The sequence below is a fragment of the Burkholderia sp. Ac-20349 genome (assembly GCF_017104865.1).
Classification (GTDB): domain Bacteria; phylum Pseudomonadota; class Gammaproteobacteria; order Burkholderiales; family Burkholderiaceae; genus Burkholderia; species Burkholderia aenigmatica.
Map to the genome: position 1 here is coordinate 1 of NZ_JAAGPM010000092.1, position 22,029 is coordinate 22,029.

Below are 22,029 nucleotides of genomic sequence, written 5' to 3' on the forward strand. Positions count from 1 at the left end.
TGCCGGCGCCCAAGCGGGCGGAGCGCGATCGTGACGCTGGCGCGGCACGCCCCGCCAGCGCAGCAGGAAAAGAAAAGAAGGGCACGACCAAGCCGCGCGCCTCCGCCGGCAAACGCCCGGCGGCCGCGAAGCCGGTGCGCAAGAAGAAGTCGTAACGGTTGTCGGGCGGGAGGCGCGCGATGCGCGCCCTTCCCGTCGGCCCTATTCGCCGATCTCGAGCGCCTGCGCGACGGCCTCGATCCGTGCGCGATGCACGGCTTCCTTGATCTTCTCCGTATCGTTGCCGATGCCGCGCGCGATCGCGCCGGCATCGACGCTGCGCGCGGCCGCGAGCGCGACGCGCAGCCGCTCGGCCTGCGGATACGGCTGGGCTTCGAGCCCGAGCCGCCCGCGCGCATCCGATTCGCACGCCTGCAGCATCTCGGCGAAACGCGCCGGCTTGCGCAGCGCGTCGCTGCGCTCGAAGAGCCGCACCAATGCCGCCGCGCCCATCTCCATCACGCGATGCAGGTTGCCGTGCTCGCGTGCGACCACGAGCGCGAGATCGCGGCATTCGTTCGGCACGCGCAGCCGCTCGCACAACGGCTTGAGCAGGTCGACGCTGCGCCCCTCGTGGCCGACGTGGCGCGGCAGCACGTCGGCCGGCGTCGTCGCCTTGCCGAGATCGTGCGTGAGCGCCGCGAAGCGCACCGGCAGCGAATAGCCCTGCTTCGCCGCATAGTCGACGACCATCATCACGTGCACGCCCGTGTCGACCTCCGGGTGGTAGTCGGCGCGCTGCGGCACGCCCCACAGCGCATCGACTTCGGGCAGGATGCGCGCGAGCGCGCCGCAGTCGCGCAGCACCGCGAACATCCGCGACGGCTTCGCCTCCATCAGCCCGCGCGCGATTTCCTGCCATACGCGTTCGGGAACGAGTGCGTCGACCTCGCCCGCGTCGACCATCCGCCGCATCAGCGCGAGCGTTTCATCCGCGACCGTGAAATCTGCGAACCGCGCGGCAAAGCGCGCGATGCGCAGGATCCGCACCGGATCCTCGACGAACGCGTCGCTCACATGCCGGAACACGCGCGCGCGCAGGTCGGCCTGCCCGTCGAACGGATCGATCACGGGCCCGACCAGCTCGCCCTCCGGATTCACCTCGCGCGCCATCGCGTTGATCGTCAGGTCGCGCCGCGCGAGATCCTCGTCGAGCGTCACGTCCGGCGCGTAGTGGAACTGGAAGCCGTGATAGCCGGCCGCCGTCTTGCGCTCGGTGCGCGCGAGCGCGTATTCCTCCTGCGTCCGCGGATGCAGGAATACCGGGAAATCCTTGCCGACCGGCCGGAAGCCCTGCGCGGCCATCTGCTCGGGGGTCGCGCCCACCACCACGTAGTCGCGGTCCTGCACGGGCACGCCGAGCAATGCGTCGCGGATGGCGCCGCCTACTGCGTAGATGTTCATGGCCGGGGCTCGTATTCGGCGATCACGTTCGTTTCGCGGCGCGCGGCGTCGATCCATCGCTGGACGGCCGGCAGCGCCGTCACGCGGGCCGCATAGCCGGCCGCTTCCGGCGACAGGCCGGGCGCGTACGTGTTGAAGCGCATCACGACGGGCGCATACATCGCATCGGCGATCCCGAATTCGCCGAACAGGAACGGCCCGCCCGACGCCTCGAGACACTCGCTCCACAGCGCATCGATGCGCGCGACATCGGCGAGCGCCTCGGGGGTCGCGCCGCGCCCCGGCATCGACGCACGCACGTTCATGCCCATCTGCGTGCGCAACGCGCCGAAGCCCGAATGCATCTCGGCCGCGACGCAGCGCGCATGCACGCGTTCGAGCGGATCGGCCGGCCACATCGGGAACTGCGGATAGCGCTCGGCGAGCGTCTCGGCGATCGCGAGCGAATCCCAGATCGCGACGCCGTGGTCGTCGACCAGGCACGGCACCTTGCCGGACGGCGAATACTCGAGGATGCGCGCGGCCGTGTCATCGTGGCGCAGCTCGATCGCGATCTCGTCGAACGGGATGCCGAAATGCGCGAGCAGCAGCCACGGACGCATCGACCACGACGAGTAGTTCTTGTCTCCAATGACGAGTTTCATGACGGGGTTCCGGAAGACGCAAAAGGGGAAAGGAAAGGGGCCGGACGACGGCAACCCGCGCGAGCGCTAGCGGCGCGAACGGAACCAGTCGAACCGGGAGCGCTGCGCGGCATGGCCGAGATACGCGGGCGCGATGCTTTCGAGACTCGCGGGCGAGATCCCGAGTTCCGGCGCGAGCGGCCCCGACAGCACGTTCGGCACCGACATCGTCGCGAGATTGTCGCGCGTGAGCACGGGCTCGCCGGGCAACCATTCGAACACGCGCGCCTGCAGCCGCGCGAGCGCGTCGGGCAGCCGCACGATGCGTGCCTGCCGGCCGACCAGCGTGCCGCAATAGCGCACCAGCTGCTCGAGCGTGTAGACGGTCGGGCCGCCGAGTTCGTAGGTCTTGCCGTGTGCGCCCACGAGATCGAGCGTGTTGACGAACGCGCGTACGACGTCGCCGACGAACACCGGCTGGAAGCGCGCATCGGGCATCGCGAGCGGCAGCACGGGCACCGTGCGCTGCAGGTTCGCGAACGTATTGAGGAACGCATCGCCGGGGCCGAACACGACCGACGGGCGGAAGATCGTCAGCGCGAGCGAATCGGTCGCCGCGATCGCATGCAGCGCGGCCTCGCCGTCGCCCTTCGAGCGCTGGTACATGCTCGCGCCGCGCGAATCGGCGCCGAGCGCGCTCATGTGCAGCACGCGCTGCACGCCCACCTCGGTGCAGGCGGTCGCGAGCGCGGCCGGCAGCGTGACGTGTGCGCGCTCGAAGCCGGGCCCGTACGGCGTGCCGCGGCCGCCGTGCAACACGCCGACGAGGTTGATTGCCGCGTGCGCACCGGCGACGAAGCGCGCGAGCGTGCGCGTGTCGAGCCCTTCGAGCTCGACGATTTCGACCGGCAGCATCTGCAGGTGACGCGCGTGGTCGCGCCGGCGCGTGCCGATCCGGACCTGCTTGCCGGATTCGATCAGCGCATTGACGAGCCGGCTGCCGATGAAGCCGGTGCCGCCCAGCAGCGCGACGGTCTGGCGATCCATGTTCGAAGCCTCAAAAGAACACTGCCGCGTCTCGCGCGGCAGTGTGAAGATTGCGGATCAGGGCGAGATCATGCCTAGACGTTTCTTCAACGACTGCGGCTTGCCCTCGAAGAGCGCCGCGTAGTAGACGGTGTTCGACAGCACGTTCTTCACGTAGTCGCGCGTCTCGTTGAACGGAATCGTTTCTGCGAAGATCGCGCCTTCGACCGGCTGCGTCAACACCTGGCGCCACTGGCGCGGCCGGCCCGGGCCCGCGTTGTAGCCGGCCGTGGCGAGCACCGGCGAGCTGTCGAAGTTGTTGTAGATGTCCGCCAGATACCAGGTGCCGAGCTGGATGTTGGTATCGATGTCGTGCATCTGCGCGCGCGAAATCGTGCCCATGCCGAGCTTCTTCGCGACCATCTGCGCGGTGGCCGGCATCAGCTGCATCAGGCCGCCCGCGCCCACCGACGAACGCGCGCTCGTGATGAAGCGCGATTCCTGGCGGATCAGCCCGTACGCCCATTCGATGTCGAGGCCCGTCGATTGCGCGTAGCGCTCGACGATATTGCGGTACGGCGACGGGTAGCGCAGCGTGAAATCGTGTTCGGCCTTCGTGCGATCGGCCGTGTTGACCGTGCGGTCGAGCAGCTCGACGCGCTTGCCGTACTCGGCCGCGGCCAGCAGCTGGCGATCGGTCATCCCGCGCAGCGGCCAATTCCATTCGCGGTTGCCTTCGAGGCGCAGATTCAGCGCGTAGAAGCGCTGCGCGAGCGCGAAGCCCGGAATCTTGCTCATCGCGTCGATCTCGGCGTCGCTCACCTTCGTGCGCGGCGGGATCGACGTACGCTGGCCGAGCTCTTCGCCGGCGAGCTGCCCGTAGAAGTTGAACTGGCCGGCGACCTGCTCGAATTCCTGGTTCGCCTGCAGCGTGTCGCCGCTCTGCTTGAGCGCGCGCGCATGCCAGTAGATCCACGCCGGATCGTCGCGCAGCGACGGCGGCATCTGCTCGATCGACCAGCGCACCATCGGCCAGTTACCGGCGAGCAGCGCGGCGCGCGTGCGCCATTCGTAGCCCGGGTTCGACAGCGGCGCGTTCGCGGATTTCGCATACCAGACCGACGCGAGCGGCGAGCGCTTGATCGCGCCCTGGTAGCCGATCGCGCCCCACGCGATCGCCTGTTCCGGCTTGGTCAGCGACGGCGCGACCGACGTCAGCATCCCGGCGGCGGCGTCCGGATCGTTGCGCGCCATGCGGCTGAGCGCAATCAATGCGAGCTGGTGCGACGTCGCGTCGGCACCGACGCCGCGCGCGAGGTACAGCGGCGGCGCGCTCGTCGCCTGGTCGAAACCGACCGGGCGCGGGCCGAGCGCGTCGACGATCTTGCCGCCGAGCGTCGTGTAGTTCTGCTCGTACGCGAGGCGCGCCTGCTGCCACACGTCGTCGCTCGTGAACTGCTGGTTGACCGTCAGCGCGGTGATCAGGTCGACGCACGCGTCGCCGTAGTTCTTCGGCTCGACGAGCAGCGCACGCGCCGCATCGGCGACGTTCTCGCCGCGCGAGGCGCGCGATTCGAGCGCGTAGCACTTCACCTGCGTGTCGTCGTCGAGCACGAAACGCTTGTATTGATCGTCGAAGTTGCGCCAGTCGTGGCGCGCGCCGAGCACGAGCAGATAGTCGTTGCGCAGGCGGTCGGCGATCGCCTGGCCGTCGTAGCGCTGCAGGAACGACTGCACGGGCGCGTCCGGCGCGTCCACGCGCGCGCGGCCCGTCGAATCGAACAGCTGCGGCTTGATCTGGAAATACTCGACGTAGGACGGGACCGGATAATTCGGGATCATCGACGCGAGCTGCGCGGCTTTCGCGGCGTCGTTGCGGCGTGCGGCTTCACGAAGCTGCACGAAGGTCTGGTCGTCCCCGGAGACCGTATCGTCGTTCGGTGCGGCGCACGCGGCCGTGCCCGCGACGAGCGCGGTGGCCGAAAGCGTCAGCGCGACCGCGCGATATACTCGGAAAAGGCTGTTCGACATCGTTTTGAATGGAGCGCGAAGTGAGCGAAAGCATAGCACGCAACCCTGTGCCAAACCCGAAGGTTGCGCTACGCAAAACGCTGTCCGGCGCGCGGCGCGACGCCGCGTCGCAACCCGCCGCGAACGCCGCGCTCGACGCGCGGCTGCGCACGCTGCTGGATCGGCTCGCCCCGCGCACGGTCGGGTTCTACTGGCCGCTGCCGGGCGAATTCGATGCGCGCGACGCGGTGCTCGGCTGGTGCGCGGCCGGTGCCGGCCGGCAGGCCGCGCTGCCCGTGATCGACGAGCGGCACACGCCGCTCGAGTTCCATGCGTGGGATACGCACACGCCGATGCGCGAAGGTCATCACCGGATTCCGGAGCCGGCGTCGGGAATCGTCGTCGTGCCCGACCTGTTGCTGATTCCCTGTGTGGGATTCGATCTGCAGCGCTACCGGCTCGGCTACGGCGGCGGCTACTACGACCGCACGCTCGCCGCGTGGCCGGGCAGCGCGCCGCCCGTGACGGTCGGTATCGCCTATGAAGCGTGCCGCGTCGATGCGCTGCCGGCCGAAGCACACGATCTCTCGCTGCACTGGATCGTGACCGACGGCGCGCTCTACCCGGCCGCCGGATGAAGCGGCGGGCGGCGCCGCGCCCGTCGTCGCACGCCCGTCAGCGCAACGCCGCGCGCCTTCCTTGCCGCAACCGTTTACAGCGACGCGGCCGCGCGCGCGGCCGTGTCGTACAGGCCCGACGCGTGGCGCAGCAACTGCGCCGCGTCGCCGATCTGCTCGTTGGTGAGCCCGCTGTCCTTCAGCGTCTCGATCAGGCAGTGCTCGCGCACCTCGCGATACTTCTGGCACAGGTCACGGCCGGCGTCGGTCGCGAAGAAGAACACTTCCTTGCCGTTCTTCTCGCTCTTCACATAGCCGCGGGCGATCAGTTTTTTGAGCGCATAGGTCGCGACGTGCGTATCCTCGATATTGAGCACGAAGCAGATGTCGGCGAGCTTCTTCTTGCGTTCGCGATGGCTGACGTGATGCAGCAGCGACACCTCGACCGCCGTCATGTCCTTCGCGCCGGCCGCCGACATGCAGCGCACCATCCACCGGTTGAACGCGTTGCCTGCCATGATGAGCCCGTATTCGAGCTCCGACAGCTCCGCGCTCGAATCGGAAACGAGGTGTTCGGATGACACGATCTTGGTCGCAGGACGCTTCATGGAAAGGCGGCGCAAGCCGGATGACAGGGTGTGCCGAGTGTACGCCAGAAGCCCCGACATACGAGCTAGGCGAAAACGCTTATTGGGAAGTTGTCGATATTTTATTGACAATGTGCGCTAACATTGCCGTCCGAACCGTGCCAGTCCGATGACGCAACCCCGCATTTATCCGCTCGGCGATGCCGCCCTCGTCTGCGAGGTGCCGCCGCCCGCCACGCTCGATTGCCAGCGCCGCGTCTGGGCCGTTGCCGAGGCCGCGCGCACGTGGCCCGACGTGATCGACGTCGTGCCCGGCATGAACAATCTGACGATCGTATTCGACGCGCTCGCCACGACGGCCGAGTCGCTCACGCCGGCGCTGCGCGACGCGTGGGAAACCGCCGACGTCGAGCACGCGGACGGCCGCGAGGTCGAGATCCCGGTCGAGTACGGCGGCACCGCCGGCCCCGATCTTCCGGCTGTCGCCGCGCATACCGGCCTGTCGGCCGACGAGGTCGTCGCACGCCACGCGGCCGGCGCCTACGTCGTATTCTTCGTCGGCTTCCAGCCGGGCTTCGCGTATCTCGGCGGGCTCGACGCCGCACTGCACACGCCGCGCCGAGCGGCGCCGCGCCTCGAGGTGCCGGCCGGCTCGGTCGGCATCGGCGGCGCACAGACGGGCATCTACCCGGCCACGTCGCCCGGCGGCTGGCAACTGATCGGCCGCACGTCGCACGTGCTGTTCGATCCGGCGCGGCCGCAGCCGACGCTGCTGCTGCCCGGCGACCGCGTGCGCTTCACCATTGCCGGAGTCGACGCACGATGACCCAGAGCAACGCACCGGGCACCATCGAGGTGGTGCGGGCCGGCCCGCTGTCGACCGTGCAGGATCTCGGGCGCCGCGGCGCGCGCCATCTCGGCGTCGCGCAGGGCGGCGCGCTCGACGGCCTCGCGCTCGAGGTCGGCAACCGGCTGGTCGGCAACCGCCCCGATGCGGCGGCCGTCGAGATCACGATCGGCCCGGCCGCCTTCCGCTTCCCGCGCGCCACCCGCATCGCGATCACCGGCACCGAGTTCGGTGCAACACTCGACGGCCGGCGCGTATATTCATGGTGGAGCCTGCCGGTCGAGGCCGGGCAGACGCTCGTGCTGCCGGCCGCGAAACGCGGGATGCGCGGCTACCTGTGCATCGCGGGCGGCATCGACGTGCTGCCGATGCTCGGCTCGCGCAGCACCGATCTCGCATCGCGCTTCGGCGGCCTCGGCGGCCGCGCGCTGCGCGACGGCGATCGCCTCCCGGTCGGCGTGCTTCCGGCCGGGATGGGTTGCCTCGCGGCCGATGCGCCCGAATTCGGCGTAAAGGCGCCGGCGTGGTGCGCGTTCGTGCGCGTCGACGAACCGCCGCGCCGCCACCGCCCCGCGCATGCGCCGTGGGCCATGCCCGTGCGCGTGCTGCCGGGCCCCGACTACGCATCGTTCGCCGCCGATTCGCAGCAGGCATTCTGGGATGAGGAATGGCTTGTCACGGCGAACAGCAATCGTATGGGCTATCGGCTAGCCGGCGCCGAGCTCATGCGCGAGCGGCCGGCCGAGCTGCTGTCGCACGCGGTGCTGCCCGGCACGATCCAGGTGCCGCCGAACGGCCAGCCGATCGTGCTGATGCACGACGCGCAGACCACCGGCGGCTACCCGAAGATCGGCACGGTGATCCGTGCGGACCTGTGGAAACTCGCGCAGGCGCGGCTCAACCTGCCGATCCGCTTCGTGCGCACGACACCCGACGCCGCGCGCGCCGCCCTGACCGCAGAACGTGCCTATCTGCGGCAGATCGACGTGGCGATCGACATGCGCGAGGAAGCGCGCCGCCGCGCCGAATCGCGCGCGGCGTGACAATGGCGGTAGCGGTACCGCAGGCAGTAGCAGTAACGAAGACGGGCCACGCAATCAGTGGACGAGGAACATCATGGAAATCGATCTGAATGCCGATCTCGGCGAAGGATGCGGTTCGGACGAGGCGCTGCTCGACCTCGTGACGTCCGCGAACATCGCATGCGGGTGGCATGCGGGCGGTGCGAACGCAATGCGCGACTGCGTGCGCTGGGCCGTGCAGAAAGGCGTGGCGATCGGCGCGCATCCGAGCTTTCACGATCCGGAGAATTTCGGCCGCAAGGAAATGCAGCTGCCGGCCGGCGACATCTATGCGGGCGTGCTGTACCAGCTCGGCGCGCTGTCGGCGATCGCGCAGGCCGAGGGCGGGCGCATCGCGCACGTGAAGCCGCACGGCGCGCTGTACAACCAGGCCGCGCGCGACCCGATGATCGCCGATGCGGTGGTGTCCGCGGTCCGCGATTTCGATCCGTCGCTCGCGGTGTTCGGGCTCGCGAACAGCGTGTTCGTCGCGGCCGCGCGGCACGCGGGGCTCGCTGCGGTGGAAGAAGTGTTCGCCGATCGCGGCTACCGCGCGGACGGCTCGCTCGTGCCGCGCAACCAGCCCGGCGCGCTCGTCGACGACGAGGACACGATGATCGCGCGCACGCTGGACATGGTGCGCAGCCGGCAAGTCCGCGCGATCGGCGGCGAATGGGTGATGCTCAATGCGCAGACCGTCTGCCTGCACGGCGACGGGCCGCATGCGCTGGCGTTCGCGAAACGGATTCGCGCCGCGCTCGAAGCGGTGGGTGTCGACGTGGTCGCGCCCGGCCTGCTGCAGGCCGACGAACGCGCCTGATCCGGATCCGGCCATCGCGCGCGAGCGCACAATAATCCGTCGCACAAAAGAAAAAAGCGCCCTCGTGGCGCTTTTCCGTTGGCGCAATCGCTGCGGCTTCGCCGTCTGTCGATTCTCGCCCCCCGAAACCGTCTTGCGACGGTGACCGGAAAAATCTTCCGGATTAAAAAACGTCCGCCGCCGCCCGATTACTGCCTTTCCCCGGTGGGACGACGGAACGCTGCTTATCCCGCAAGTCGGCCTGCATGCCTTGTTGTTGTCCGACGATGATTGGCCCCGCCGTACATGCAGACACTTCCGCGGCCGGCACGTACATCACGTGCCGGCAACGCGCTAACCCCGCGCTTTATTTTCTGCTACCCCGTAGAACTTTTTCTATTCTTTTCATTTTTTCAACTTGTGGAATGAAGAATAGATATTGGCAGATCGGGATGTCAATCGTTTGAAACGCTATTTTCCGACGAATCGAGGGTTTTCCTTATCGAATAGCGTGCCCATACAAGCGTTTGACGCCGGTCGCGCGACGTCGATCAAACAGGGGAGGATCGGTTCGGGCGCGACGGCGACGTTCAGTTCGCGTCGACGCTGTAACCTTGTTGACGCAACAATTCGAGCACGCCGCGCGGGCCGCCCAGATGCAGCGCGCCGATCGCGACGAACAGCGGCCGGTTCGGTGCGGCGATTGCCGTCATCCGTGCAACGAAGCGGCGGTTGCGCTCGTACACGATCTTGTTGTCGATCGACGCCGACAACGCCTTCGACCGCGCGAGTCGTTCGCTCTTCGCGACCGCCCATGCCGAGATCGCATCGGCGTCGCCAATTCGCCACAGCCGGTGCAGCGACTTGATGTCGTCGGCGTTCTGCGCGGGCGTCTGCACCATGTCCTGCGCGAGCATCTCGCGCTGCTCGGCCAGCGTCAGCCCGGTGAACGCGCGCATCTGTTCGGCGAGCGTCTCGAGCCCGATCACGCGGCCGCCCTTCTTCTTCAGGAACACGTTCTGCAGCTGCGCCTCGGTGCCGTACTCGGTCTGCAGGCCGGCCGACAGCGAATCGTAGGTCTCGACGACGAGCGCCGCGAGCCACGGCCGCATCTTGCGGATCTCGGCGAGCGCGGCCGGATTGCCGCGCAGCCGCGCCGCGAGCCGCTGCCACAGCGGCTCCGGCAGCAGGCGCTGCAGGCACGGGTAGCGGCAGACGCCGTACTTCGACACGTCGTCCTGCGATTCGAGCAGGTCGTCGGGCGACAGCTCGAGCGCGAGCGTCGGCGACGCGGCGAGCGCCGCGAGGATGCGCGGCCGGAACGGCTGCGCGCTCGGGTAATCGGACGGATCGCCCGTGTGCAGCGTGCCGAGCACGTACAGCGTGACCTTGCCCTTGGTCGCGACGTAGAACGGCATGCGCGCGGGCTGCACGCGCACGGTGCCACGCGATACCGTGCCGTCCGACACGGCGGGGGCGTGGAAGCCCGGCAGGCTCATGCCGGGCGGCGGGACTTGCGATGGATGGATCGGTGAAGTGGCCGGCGCGCGCCCTTCGGCGCGCGCGGTTTCGACGGGAACCACGAGGCTGGCCGCCACGCACGCGCCGGCCAGCGCCGCGCCCGTGACGGTACGCACGCTCCAGCGCCGCGCGTAGCGGTACGCGCGCATCACGCGCGCGCTGCTTGCCCCCGCACGGCGCACGCCGGACGCGCGCGCCGCCAACGCTTCAGGCATTCGCCTCCCCTACCTCCTCGGCCCGATGGCAGGCCACGCGCCGGCCGTCGACCTCACGCAGCTGCGGCTCCTCCGCCCGGCAGCGCTCGACCGCATACGGGCAGCGCTGGTGGAACGCGCAGCCCGACGGCGGATTGAGCGGCGACGGCAGTTCGCCCTGCAGCTTGATCTGCACGCGGCGGTCCTCCTCGAAGATCGCCGGCGTCGCCGACATCAGCGCGCGCGTGTACGGATGGCGCGGCCGTGCGTAGATCGTCGCCTTGTCGCCGAGCTCGGCGACGCTGCCGAAATACATCACCATCACGTCGTCCGCGACGTGCTCGACCACCGCGAGGTTGTGCGAGATGAACACGTAGCTGGTCTTGAACTGCTCCTGCAGATCCATGAACAGGTTCAGGATCTGCGCCTGGATCGACACGTCGAGCGCGGACACCGGCTCGTCGGCGACGACGATGCGCGGATCGAGGATCATCGCACGCGCAATCGCGACGCGCTGGCGCTGGCCGCCCGAGAACATGTGCGGATAGCGCTTCGCGTGCTCGGGCCGCAGGCCGACCGTGCGCATGATCTGCGCGATGCGCTGCGCGCGTTCGGCGGCCGTCAGGTTCGCGTTGATCTCGAGCGGCTCGGAGAGCGTCTGCTCGACGGTCTTGCGCGGGTTCAGCGACGCGAACGGGTTCTGGAACACCATCTGCACGCGGCGGCGCAGGTCGGCGACCGTCTCGCGGCTTGCGCCGGCGACGTTCTTGCCGTCGATCGTCAGGCTGCCCGACGTGGGCGTCTCGATCATCGTCAGCTGGCGCGCGAGCGTCGACTTCCCGCAGCCCGATTCGCCGACGACGGCGAGCGTCTTGCCGCGCTTCAGCGAAAACGACACGCCGTTCAGCGCCTTCACCGTGCCCTGCCCGAACATCCCGCGCTTCACCGAATAGTGCTTCGCGAGGCCGTCGGCCACCAGTACGGCGTCCTCGTCGTGCGAAGTGGCACGCGCTTGATTGACTGCATTCATCGTGCACCTCCCGTCAGGTCGAGGTTGGAAACGTTGAGCGGCTTGATGCAGCGTGCGCGCATCGCATCGTTGCCGGACACCAGCGTGTCGAGCGCCGGCCGCGCCTTGCGGCAGTCGTCGACGACGTACTTGCAGCGCGGCGCGAACAGGCACCCGGACGGGCGATCATCGCGGCCCGGTACCATGCCCGGCAATGCGGCAAGGCGACGCGCCCCCTTATTGTGCTCGGGAATCGCCGCGAGCAGCGCTTCGGTGTACGGATGATGCGGCGCGCGGAAGATGTCGGGCACGCGGTTGGTCTCGATCACCTCGCCCGCATACATCACCGCGACGCGCTGCGCGACTTCCGACACCACGGCCAGGTCGTGCGAGATCAGCACGAGCGCCATCCCGCGCTCCTTCTGCAGCTTCACGAGCAGATCCATGATCTGCGCCTGGATCGTCACGTCGAGCGCGGTGGTCGGCTCGTCGGCGATCAGCAGCTTCGGGTTGCACGCAACCGCCATCGCGATCATCACGCGCTGGTTCATCCCGCCCGACATCTGGTGCGGGAACGACGCGATGCGGTTCTTCGCGTCGGGAATGCCGACCTGGTCGAGCAGTTCGAGCGCGCGCCGGTGCAGCGCGTCGCCGCGCAGCCCTTCGTGCAGCTTCAGCACCTCCTTGATCTGGTAGCCGACCGTGTAGCTCGGGTTCAGGCTCGTCAGCGCATCCTGGAACACCATCGCGATGTCCTTGCCAACGATCTTGCGGCGCGCCTTCGGCGATGCTTTCAGCAAGTCGACGCCGTTGAACGTGACTTCATCGGCCGTCACCTTGCCCGGTGCGTCGATCAGGCCCATCAGCGCCATCATCGTCACGCTCTTGCCCGAGCCCGATTCGCCGACGACGCCCACCACCTCGCCCGGCGCGATCGACAGGTTGATCCGGTCGACCGCGGGCAGGCCATTGAAGTTCACCGCGAGATTGCGGATGGTCAGAAGATCTTGTGTCATTTGTGTCATGTCACGCCATCCGTTTCAGCTTGGGATCGAGCGCGTCGCGCAGCCCGTCGCCGAGCAGGTTGATCGCGAGCACCGAAATCAGGATCGACAGGCCCGGCATCGTCACGATCCACCATGCGTTGTCGATGTAGTCACGCGCGGAGGCCAGCATCGCGCCCCACTCGGCGGTCGGCGGTTGCACGCCGAGGCCGAGGAAGCCGAGCGCGGCCGCGTCGAGGATTGCCGACGAGAAGCCGAGCGTCGCCTGCACGATCAGCGGCGCCGTGCAGTTCGGCAGCACCTGCGAGAACATCAGGCGCAGCGTGCCGGCACCGGCCACGCGCGACGCCGTCACGTACTCCTTCTGCAGTTCGCCGAGCGCCGATGCACGCGTGAGGCGCACATAGGCCGGCAGCGCGACGATCGCGATCGCGAGCATCGTGTTGGTGAGGCCCGGGCCGATGATCGCGACGACCGCGACCGCGAGCAGCAGCGACGGCAGCGCGAGCAGCACGTCCATGATGCGCATCACCGGCGTGTCGGCCCATTTCTGGAAGAACGCGGCGACGAGCCCGAGCACGATGCCGGGGATCAGCGCGAGCACGACCGACACGAAGCCGATCCAGAACGACATCCGTGCGCCGTACATCAGGCGCGAAAGAATGTCGCGGCCCGCTTCGTCGGTGCCGAGGATGAATTTCCAGTTGCCGCCGTCGAGCCAGGCGGGCGGGATCTTCACGAAATCGCGGTATTGCTCGGCCGGGTTGTGCGGCGCGAGCAGCGGGGCGAGCAGCGCGACCAGAATCAGCACGATCACGACAATGCCGGCGCCGACCGCACCGCGGTTGCGCGAGAAGTTGGCCCAGAACTCGCGCAGCGCGAGCGCACGGCCGCCGGCCGGCGCGGATTCGGTCGGCAAGGTATTTTGCAGATTGCTCATGGGATTACCTCGTGTGGCGGATGCGCGGATTCAGCACGCCGTACAGCAGGTCGACGACCAGGTTCACGACGATGACGAGCGTCGCGATCAACAGGATGCCGCCCTGGACGACCGGATAGTCGCGGCGGCCGATCGCATCGATCAGCCACTTGCCGACACCGGGCCACGAAAAGAGCGTCTCGGTCAGCACGGCGCCCGCGAGCAGCGTGCCGATCTGCAGGCCGATCACGGTGACGACCGGGATCAGCGCATTGCGCAGCGCATGCACGACGACCACGCGCGCGGGCGACAGCCCCTTCGCGCGTGCGGTGCGGATGTAGTCCTCGCGCAGCACTTCGAGCATCGACGAACGCGTCATCCGCGCGATCACCGCGAGCGGGATCGTGCCGAGCACGATCGCGGGCAGGATCAGGTGGCTGACCGCCGACTTGAACGAGCCTTCATCGGGCGCGAGCAGCGCGTCGATCAGCATGAAGCCCGTCGGGTGCGGGAAGTCGTATTCGACGGCGATGCGCCCCGACACGGGCGTCCAGCCGAGGTACGACGAAAACACCATGATGAGGATCAGCCCCCACCAGAAGATCGGCATCGAGTAGCCGGTGAGCGCGGTGCCCATCACGCCATGGTCGACGACCGAGCCGCGCCGCAACGCCGCGATCACGCCGGCCGGCAGCCCGACCGCGAGCGCGAACACGAGCGCGCACAGCGACAGTTCGACGGTCGCCGGGAAGCGCGCGAAGAACTCGCCCGCGACGCTCGTGTTGGTGATGATCGACGTGCCGAGGTCGCCATGCAGCGCCCGGCCGATGTAGTGGAGGTACTGCATGGGCAGCGGCTGGTCGAGCCCGAGGCGTTTCATCGCCTCTGCATGCATGGCGGGATCGACGCCGCGCTCGCCCATCATCACTTCGATGGGGTCGCCCGGTATCAGGTGAATCAGCGCAAACGCCAGGATGGTGATGCCGATGAAAGTCGGGATCACCATGCCCACGCGGCGCAACACGAATGTGAACATGATGCGTCTCGTATTTTCTTGTGGGAAATGTGCGACCGGCGACGGGAAGCTTTTGGCCTCCCGCCGCCGGATGAATTAGCCGGTCTTCGCGACAGCTTACGCCGGGCGTGTTACTTCACGCTAACACCGTCGAAGCGGACATAGCCGAGCGGCTCGATACGCATGTCGGCCACGTTCTTGCGCACCGGCTGGTAGACCGTCGAGTTCGCGATCGGCGAGAACGGCAGCTGTTGCGCGAAGATCTGCTGAGCCTGCGTGTAGAGCTTCGTCCGCGCGTCCTGGCCCGTCGTCGTGCGACCCTTCTGGATCAGCTCGTCGAACGGCTTGTAGCACCAGTGCGAGAAGTTGTTGCCCTTGATCGCTTCGCAGCCGAGCAGCGTGCCGAGCCAGTTGTCCGGATCGCCGTTGTCGCCCGTCCAGCCGATCAGCATCGTGTCCTGCTCGCCCGCGTGCGCGCGCTTGATGTACTCGCCCCACTCGTACGTGACAATCTTCGCCTTCACGCCGATCTTCGCCCAGTCGGCCTGGATCATCTCGGCCATCAGGCGGGCGTTCGGGTTGTACGCGCGCTGCACCGGCATCGCCCACAGCGTGATGTCGAAACCGTTCGGATAGCCGGCCTTCGCGAGCAGCGCCTTCGCCTTCGCGGTGTCGTTCGGCGCCATCTTCAGGTTCTTGTCGTACGACCATTGGGTCGGCGGCATCGGCGCGGAAGCAGCCTGGCCTGCGCCCTGGTAGACGGACTCGAGGATCGCCTTCTTGTTGATCGCCATGTCGAGTGCCTGACGCACCTCGAGCTTGTCGACCGGCTTGTGCTCGACGTTGTACGCGAGATAGCCGAGGTTGAAGCCTGCCTGCGACGGCATGTCGACGCCGGCATCGGCCTTCAGCGTCGCGATGTCGGCCGGACGCGGATAGCTCATCACCTGGCATTCGTTGCGCTTGATCTTCTGCACGCGCACGCCCGGATCGGGCGTGATCGAGAAGATCAGCTTCGAGATCTTCACTTCGCCCTTCTTCCAGTAATCAGGATTGCCGTCGAATCGGATCGTCGCATCCTTCGTGTAGCTGCGGAAGATGAACGGGCCCGTGCCGATCGGTTTCTGGTTGATGTCGGCGGCCTTGCCGGCCTTCATCAGCTGGTCGCCGTATTCGGCCGACAGGATCGATGCGAATTCCATCGCCATGTTCTGGATGAACGGCGCATTCGGCTCGGCGAGCGTGAACTTCACGGTGTACGGATCGACCTTCTCGACCTTCGTGATCAGCTTGTCGAGGCCCATGTCGGTGAAGTACGGGAACGACACCGGGTACGCCTTGCGGAACGCCTGGTTCGGGTCGAGCATGCGCTGGAACGTGAACAGCACGTCGTCCGCGTTGAATTCACGCGTCGGCTTGAAGAAGTCGGTCGTGTGGAACTTCACGCCGTGGCGCAGGTGGAACGTGTACACCTTGCCGTCCGACGACACATCCCACTTCTCGGCGAGGCCCGGCTCGACCTTCGTGCCGCCGCGCTCGAATTCGACGAGGCGGTTGTAGACGGTGAACGTGGCGGCGGTGAAATCGACGCCGGTCGTAAATTGCGCGGAATCAAAACCCGCCGGGCTGCCTTCTGAGCAGTAGACGAGAGTCTTGTTCGGGATCTGTGCGAATGCAGAGCCCGCGACGCCGAACGATGCCGCTGCCACGCCTGCAATGGCGGTAACACGCAGGGTGTGCAACAGACGGTTGTATTCCATGTTTCCTCCAGGTCTCCAGATCGGAACCGACCCGCCAGGGGCCGGTGTACGCGGATATTACTTGAGCTAACGATGTGGCAACAAGCTGGAGAAAAAACTCTTCTATATGCCTCGCCGGGTTTTTGCCGATGTTTAGTGGGGGTAAAAAAATGCGATAACGCGCGCGAGCGACAATTCCGTTCATCGCACGCAAGTTTCGTTCGATGACTAAACAAATCGGGCGCGAACACGAAGGGGCGGCGCACCGTTTTCCCGAGTTCTGCAGCACATCATTGCGTTTTGCGAAACGATCCGATGACCGTCTTCAAATCGTCATGTCGTCACGCGGGTGCATCGAGGTCGGCGCTGCGCGCGGGCACGAACGCGACCGCGACGATCGACAGCGCAATCCCGGCCATCACATAGTAGGTCGGCGCGAGCGGCGTGCCCGTGACCTTGATCAGCCACGTGACGATGAACTGTCCGAAGCCGCCGAACAGCATCACCGCGACGTTGTACGCGATCGACAACCCGGTCGAGCGCACGTTGGCCGGGAACAGCTCGGCGATCATCGCGCCGAACGGCCCGTAGTAGCCCGCGAGCGTGACCGACAGCACGGCCTGCACCGCGATCAGCCGCGCGATGCTCGGCGCGGCGTCGAGCCACGCGAACAGCGGATACATCAGCACGAGCGTCAGCGCCAGCGACCACAGCGACAGCCCCTTGCGGCCGATGCGGTCCGACCACGCGCCTGCGATCGGCGACAGCACCATCAGCAGCAGGTTGCCGACGATCACCGCGTAGAACGATTCCGCGTAGGGCAGCTTCAGCTGCTTCACCGCGAAGGTCGGCAGATAGCTGATCAGCACGTAGATCGTCACCGTCAGCGCGATCACCGAGCCGAGCCCGCACAGCACCTCGCGCGGGTGGCGCGTGAACACGTCGCGAAGCGTCGCGCGGCGCGCGTTCTGCTGCGCATGGAGGAACGCTTCGGAATCGGCGAGATGGCGGCGGATGTAGAAGCCGATCGGGCCGATCACGAGCCCGAGGATGAACGGCACGCGCCAGCCCCAGCTGCGCAGCGCATCGTGCGACAGCCCGCGCGTGATGGCCGCGCCGACGAGCGCGCCGATCAGCAGCGCGGCCGCCTGGCTCGCCATCTGCCAGCTGCCGTAGAAGCCGCGTTTCGAGAACGGTGCGGCCTCGATCAGCAGCGCCGTCGCGCTGCCGAATTCGCCGCCCGCGGAGAAGCCCTGCAGCAGCCGGCCGAGCACGATCAGGAGCGGGCCGCCGATGCCGATCGCCGCATAGGGCGGCGCGACCGCGAGCAGGAAGATGCCGGCCGTCATCAGCAGGATCACGAGCGACAGCGCGGCCTTTCGGCCGGCGCGATCCGCGTACAGCCCGAACACGATGCCGCCGATCGGGCGCATGAAGAACGCGACGCCGAACGTCGCGGTGGTCAGCAGCAGCGACGAGTATTCGCTGGAGGTCGGGAAAAACAGCTCGGCGATCACGACCGTCATGAAGCCGAACACCGTGAAGTCGTACCACTCGAGCGCATTGCCGATCACGGCGGCCGCGACTGCGCGCCGGTTCAGCGCACGCTCGGGCCGGATCGTTTTCGTTGAATTCGCAATCGTCGCCATGCGTGCCTCGTCCTCGTCAGTTCGCCGTGTTGGGCGGCGCGGCGCGCGGGGTGCCCGCGGCGCGTTGGTTTGCAGCGAGTGTAGAAAGCGACGGAACCGTTTTCAAGCAATAAAAAACGCCCGCCATCTTTCGACGGCGGGCGTTTTGCGGTTTTCGCCACAATGCGGCATCGCACGATGCCGCACGGGCCTCAACCCATCTTCGAGAAGGCGCTGCACCAGCCCTTCGCCGACACCTGCTTGCCGGGGAAGGCGCCGCACGGGCCCGAGGCCGAGCCCTTCTTGCCCTGGTACAGCATGCAGGCCGCACAATCCTGGCCCGCTGCGTACTTCGGGTACTTCGTCTTGTCGACCTTGGTGGCATCGGCCTTGTAGCCGAGCGCCACGGCGGTCGGATCGGTTTCCGACAGCATCGGCGCATCAGCCAGCGCTTCGCGCGACAGCGCCAGCGCGGACACCGCGCCAATGCTCGTAATCAGGAAACTCCGACGGGATGTTTTCATGGGGGACTCGCTCCAACGTTATCGGTTTGAAAGCTGTTCTGGCGACAGCCGTTCGACAGAATAACGCTCAAGCGACAAAACGTGCGCGCCGAAATGCCGGAGATAAGGAATTTCACACAGCCGTCACGGCGTCGCCGCCCCCCCGATTCAACGATAAGCCGCCATCTCGCCCACGCGCTGCGCGAGTGCGAGCGACGCGGTCAGCCCCGGCGACTCGATGCCGAACAGGTTCACGAGCCCGCGCACGCCATGCTGTGCGGCGCCCTGCACGATGAAATCGGCCGGCGGCTCGCCGGGCCCCGCGACCTTCGGCCGGATGCCCGCGTACGCCGGCTGCAGCGCGTCGTCGGGCAAGTCCGGCCAGAACGCGCGAATCGACGCGTAGAACGCGGTCGCGCGCGCGGGATCGACTTCGTAGCGCAGCGCATCGACCCATTCGACGTCCGGGCCGAAGCGCGCCTGCCCGCCGAGATCGAGCGTCAGGTGCACGCCGAGCCCCGCGCGGTCGGGCATCGGGTAGATCAGGTGCGAGAACGGTGCGCGCCCTGACAGGCTGAAGTAGTTGCCGCGCGCGAGGTAGAGCGGCGGCACCCAGCGCGGGTCGAGGCCGCGCGTGCGACGCGCCAGCGCCTGCGCGCCGAGGCCCGCGCTGTTGATCACGCAGGCGGCCTCGATCTCGGTCGGCGCGTCGCCGCCCGTGCGCACGACGAAGCGCCCGCCGCGCAGCACGTCGATCGACTCGACCGGGGATTTCAGCGCGCACACGGCGCCGTCGCGTTCCGCGTCGCCGAGCAGCGCGAGCATCAGCTGGTGGCTGTCGACGATGCCGGTGGACGGCGAGAACAGCGCCTCGACGCATTCGAGCGCGGGCTCGAGCGTCTGCGCGTCGGCGCGCGTGAGCGGCATCAGGTCGAGCACGCCGTTTTCGGTCGCGCGTGCGGCGATCGCCTTCAGCTGCTTCACCTGCGCGGCGGTCGTCGCGACGAGCAGCTTGCCGGCGCGCCGGTGCGGCACGTGATGCGTCTCGCAGAATTCGTACAGCAGGTCGCGCCCGTGCACGCACGACATCGCCTTCAGCGACCCGCGCGGATAGTAGAGCCCCGCATGGATCACTTCGCTGTTGCGCGAACTCGTACCCGTGCCGATCGCATCGGCGGCCTCGAGCACGAGCGTTTCACGCCCGCGCGCGGCCAGTTCGCGCGCAATCGCCAGACCGACGACGCCCGCGCCGATCACGACACAATCCATCTGCTCCATGACGTTTCGCGCCGCTAGCGCGTCGAGGGGAGAGAAGAGAATTGTACGTCCCGGTTCACCCGCTTGCCGAAGGTCGTGCAGCGTATCGTGACGACACCGTGCATGACGGTCGACACACGGCACGACACACGGCGCGGCACGGCGCGCGCATGCCGCCGCCGTGCGCGCGCCGCCGGGTCAGAAGCCGATTGGCCGGCGCTTCGCGGCGCCCTCGTCGGCCCGGATGTCGCGCGGCCCGATCGCATCGCGGCCGTCGAGCCGCGCGGCGCCGAATGCGTGCAACAGCGCACGGCGCATCGTGCGCGGCGGGGTCGCGGCCAGCACGTCGAGCGCGTCGTCGCCGAGGGTATCCGGGAAGCGCCGCCCCCACGCATGCGACGTGCGGATCTCGTCGTAGATCGTCTGCGCAATCCGGCGCGCGCCGGCCGCATCGGGCGGCTCGATCTCGTACACGCTCATCCGGTTGAGCAGCGGCTCCGGAATCGCGTGCGCCTCGTTCGCGGTCGCGATCCAGATCACGTTGCCCGCATCGATCGGCACTTCCGCGAACTCGTCGATGAACGCGCGCGCGGTGTCGTGCTCGAGCAACGCGTACAGCGCGCCGAGCGGATCATATTGCGCATCGCTGCCGGCCTTGTCGATCTCGTCGACCGCGATCACCGGGTTCGCGTAGCTGCCGTTCACGAGTGCATCGAACACCTTGCCGGGCTTCGCGTTCTTCCACTGCGACGACGCGCCCGACAGGATCCAGCCGGCCGTCAGCGAACTCATCGGCACGTAGTGGTACGCGGTGCCGAGCAGTTGCGCGAGCGCCTTCGCAAAGTGCGTCTTGCCGATGCCCGGGGGCCCGAGCAGCAGGATCGGCATCAGTTCGAGCCGGTCGTCCGTTTCGAGGCACAGCGCGACCTGCTTGCGCACGTCGTCGAGCGGCTCGGCGAAATTGGGCAATGCCTCGCCGAGCGCGTCGAACGACGGCATCCGGTTCGGCTTCACGCAGAAGCGCAGATTGCCCGTCTTGAGCATCCTCTCGTAGGTGGCGCGCAGTGCGTCGCTCGCGCTCTCGTTCAGGTCACTCAGCGCCGTCTCGACCTGCTCGAGGTCGTACACCGTGCTGAAGGACGCCACCGCCAGTTCCTGTTTCACCATCGCCGTCGTCATACCAACCTCGCTGCCGCTTGCTGTCACACGACCATCAGACCCTTACGATTTCAGTGTAGCGATCCCGCATCCCCGCGCAAGCAAGCAGCCACGCGCGTCTGCTGCTAACACCCCGCGCGCGCTGCACGCCGGCGCGCCGCGGCGTATGATCGTCGGTTCACCCACCCGCTGCACCGGCCTTGCCGACAGCGCCCGCGCGGCGCGTCGGACCCCGCCCCGAAGGTATGCCGATGTCCGTCCCCACTGCTTCCCCGCGCGCCGATGCCGATGCGATCGGCGCCGTCGACGCGGCGCTCACGTCGCGCCGCGCGATCCGCGCGTTCCTGCCGACACCCGTGCCGCGCGACACGCTCGAGGCGATCCTCGAAGCCGCGAGCCGCGCGCCGTCGGGCACCAACATCCAGCCGTGGCGCGTGTACGTCGCGACGGGCGCCACGCGCGATGCGCTCGCCGCCGCGCTCACCGCGGCCCACGACGATCCCGCGCGCGACGAGAAATACGTCGCCGAGTACGACTACTACCCGCGCGAATGGGTGTCGCCGTATATCGACCGGCGCCGCAAGGTCGGCTGGGACCTGTACGGCCTGTTGAACATCGGCCGCGACGAGAAGGCGCGCATGCATGCGCAGCACGCACGCAACTTCCGCTTCTTCGATGCACCGGTCGCGCTGTTCTTCACGCTCGACCGCGTGATGACGCACGGCGCATGGCTCGACTGCGGGATGTTCCTGCAGGGCGTGATGACGGCCGCCCGCGCACGCGGGCTCGATACCTGCCCGCAAGCCGCGTTCGTGCCGTTTCACCGGATCGTCGCCGAACACCTCGGCATTCCCGCCAACGAACAGCTGGTCTGCGGGATGTCGCTCGGCCATGCGGACCCGGATGCGATCGAGAACCGCCTCGTCACCGAGCGCGCGCCCGTCGTGGAGTTCGCGCGCTTTTTCGCTTGAAAACGCATGACGCGGCCCTACCTTTTGAACAGGACCGCATCGCGCGGCGAACCTGCCGCGGCGCGTCCTGTCACATCGCGATCGAAAACGATCGGGCG

At 67.7% G+C, this 22,029-nt stretch carries 20 protein-coding genes; 5 read left to right on the forward strand and 15 right to left on the reverse strand.

Features of this window, described 5'->3' with window-relative positions; genetic code table 11:
- Positions 1-201: 201 nt before the first annotated feature.
- The 4 genes from G3N61_RS25855 to G3N61_RS25870 form a co-directional block, all read right to left on the reverse strand.
- Positions 202-1,443 carry a multifunctional CCA addition/repair protein gene (locus G3N61_RS25855; protein ID WP_043184655.1) on the reverse strand — a complete coding sequence of 414 codons (1,242 nt, stop codon included), beginning with the start codon at positions 1,441-1,443 and terminating at the stop codon, positions 202-204.
- A complete protein-coding gene (locus G3N61_RS25860) occupies positions 1,440-2,087 on the reverse strand; it encodes a glutathione S-transferase family protein (RefSeq protein ID WP_043184656.1) in 648 nt (215 codons plus the stop codon). Before G3N61_RS25860 ends, G3N61_RS25855 begins: the two co-directional genes overlap by 4 nt.
- Positions 2,088-2,153: 66 nt before the next feature.
- Positions 2,154-3,113, reverse strand: a complete 960-nt coding sequence (locus G3N61_RS25865; protein ID WP_043184657.1) for a complex I NDUFA9 subunit family protein — start codon at positions 3,111-3,113, stop codon at positions 2,154-2,156.
- A gap of 57 nt (positions 3,114-3,170) precedes the next feature.
- Complete coding sequence (locus G3N61_RS25870; protein ID WP_089451410.1) at positions 3,171-5,123, reverse strand: lytic transglycosylase domain-containing protein; 1,953 nt, start codon at positions 5,121-5,123, stop codon at positions 3,171-3,173.
- An 8-nt stretch (positions 5,124-5,131) separates the two neighbouring features.
- Here G3N61_RS25870 and G3N61_RS25875 point away from each other — a divergent pair, with 8 nt between their 5' ends.
- A complete protein-coding gene (locus G3N61_RS25875) occupies positions 5,132-5,740 on the forward strand; it encodes a 5-formyltetrahydrofolate cyclo-ligase (RefSeq protein ID WP_205823913.1) in 609 nt (202 codons plus the stop codon).
- A 74-nt stretch (positions 5,741-5,814) separates the two neighbouring features.
- On the opposite strand, the gene G3N61_RS25880 is transcribed toward G3N61_RS25875, so the two are convergent.
- Complete coding sequence (locus tag G3N61_RS25880; RefSeq protein ID WP_089451412.1) at positions 5,815-6,327, reverse strand: winged helix DNA-binding protein; 513 nt, start codon at positions 6,325-6,327, stop codon at positions 5,815-5,817.
- A 148-nt stretch (positions 6,328-6,475) separates the two neighbouring features.
- On the opposite strand from G3N61_RS25880, the gene pxpB reads away from it, so the two are divergent.
- The 3 genes from pxpB (at position 6,476) to pxpA (ending at position 9,034) form a co-directional block, all read left to right on the forward strand.
- Positions 6,476-7,132 carry a 5-oxoprolinase subunit PxpB gene (pxpB, locus tag G3N61_RS25885; protein ID WP_205823914.1) on the forward strand — a complete coding sequence of 219 codons (657 nt, stop codon included), beginning with the start codon at positions 6,476-6,478 and terminating at the stop codon, positions 7,130-7,132.
- A complete protein-coding gene (locus tag G3N61_RS25890) occupies positions 7,129-8,196 on the forward strand; it encodes a biotin-dependent carboxyltransferase family protein (protein WP_089451414.1) in 1,068 nt (355 codons plus the stop codon). The genes pxpB and G3N61_RS25890 overlap by 4 nt, the downstream gene beginning before the upstream one ends.
- Before the next feature lie 73 nt (positions 8,197-8,269).
- A complete protein-coding gene (gene pxpA / locus G3N61_RS25895; protein WP_043184663.1) occupies positions 8,270-9,034 on the forward strand; it encodes a 5-oxoprolinase subunit PxpA in 765 nt (254 codons plus the stop codon).
- 569 nt (positions 9,035-9,603) lie between these two features.
- Here the strand turns inward: pxpA and G3N61_RS25900 are convergent.
- From G3N61_RS25900 to G3N61_RS25945, 10 genes are all read right to left on the reverse strand, one after another.
- A complete protein-coding gene (locus G3N61_RS25900; RefSeq protein ID WP_205823915.1) occupies positions 9,604-10,749 on the reverse strand; it encodes a TraB/GumN family protein in 1,146 nt (381 codons plus the stop codon).
- Positions 10,742-11,758: a peptide ABC transporter ATP-binding protein gene (locus tag G3N61_RS25905; RefSeq protein ID WP_043184665.1), complete on the reverse strand. Its 1,017-nt coding sequence runs from the start codon at positions 11,756-11,758 to the stop codon at positions 10,742-10,744. The genes G3N61_RS25900 and G3N61_RS25905 overlap by 8 nt, the downstream gene beginning before the upstream one ends.
- Positions 11,755-12,753, reverse strand: coding sequence for an ABC transporter ATP-binding protein (locus G3N61_RS25910; protein WP_043185170.1), 999 nt, complete (start codon positions 12,751-12,753; stop codon positions 11,755-11,757). The genes G3N61_RS25905 and G3N61_RS25910 overlap by 4 nt, the downstream gene beginning before the upstream one ends.
- A 10-nt stretch (positions 12,754-12,763) precedes the next feature.
- Complete coding sequence (locus G3N61_RS25915) at positions 12,764-13,681, reverse strand: ABC transporter permease subunit (protein ID WP_043184666.1); 918 nt, start codon at positions 13,679-13,681, stop codon at positions 12,764-12,766.
- A gap of 4 nt (positions 13,682-13,685) precedes the next feature.
- Positions 13,686-14,696: an ABC transporter permease subunit gene (locus tag G3N61_RS25920; protein WP_011353491.1), complete on the reverse strand. Its 1,011-nt coding sequence runs from the start codon at positions 14,694-14,696 to the stop codon at positions 13,686-13,688.
- A 110-nt stretch (positions 14,697-14,806) separates the two neighbouring features.
- Positions 14,807-16,435 carry an ABC transporter substrate-binding protein gene (locus G3N61_RS25925; protein WP_043184667.1) on the reverse strand — a complete coding sequence of 543 codons (1,629 nt, stop codon included), beginning with the start codon at positions 16,433-16,435 and terminating at the stop codon, positions 14,807-14,809.
- A gap of 320 nt (positions 16,436-16,755) precedes the next feature.
- Positions 16,756-18,063 carry an MFS transporter gene (locus G3N61_RS25930; protein WP_043184668.1) on the reverse strand — a complete coding sequence of 436 codons (1,308 nt, stop codon included), beginning with the start codon at positions 18,061-18,063 and terminating at the stop codon, positions 16,756-16,758.
- Between the two features lie 191 nt (positions 18,064-18,254).
- Positions 18,255-18,566: a high-potential iron-sulfur protein gene (locus tag G3N61_RS25935; RefSeq protein WP_021163765.1), complete on the reverse strand. Its 312-nt coding sequence runs from the start codon at positions 18,564-18,566 to the stop codon at positions 18,255-18,257.
- Positions 18,567-18,713: 147 nt separating this feature from the next.
- Positions 18,714-19,823, reverse strand: a complete 1,110-nt coding sequence (locus G3N61_RS25940; protein WP_043184669.1) for an NAD(P)/FAD-dependent oxidoreductase — start codon at positions 19,821-19,823, stop codon at positions 18,714-18,716.
- Between the two features lie 177 nt (positions 19,824-20,000).
- On the reverse strand, positions 20,001-20,981 hold the full coding sequence (locus tag G3N61_RS25945) for an AAA family ATPase (RefSeq protein WP_205823916.1): 981 nt from the start codon (positions 20,979-20,981) through the stop codon (positions 20,001-20,003).
- Positions 20,982-21,211: 230 nt separating this feature from the next.
- Here G3N61_RS25945 and G3N61_RS25950 point away from each other — a divergent pair, with 230 nt between their 5' ends.
- Positions 21,212-21,931 (forward strand): nitroreductase, encoded by a 720-nt coding sequence (locus G3N61_RS25950; RefSeq protein ID WP_089451497.1) that lies wholly within the window; start codon positions 21,212-21,214, stop codon positions 21,929-21,931.
- Positions 21,932-22,029 lie beyond the last annotated feature (98 nt).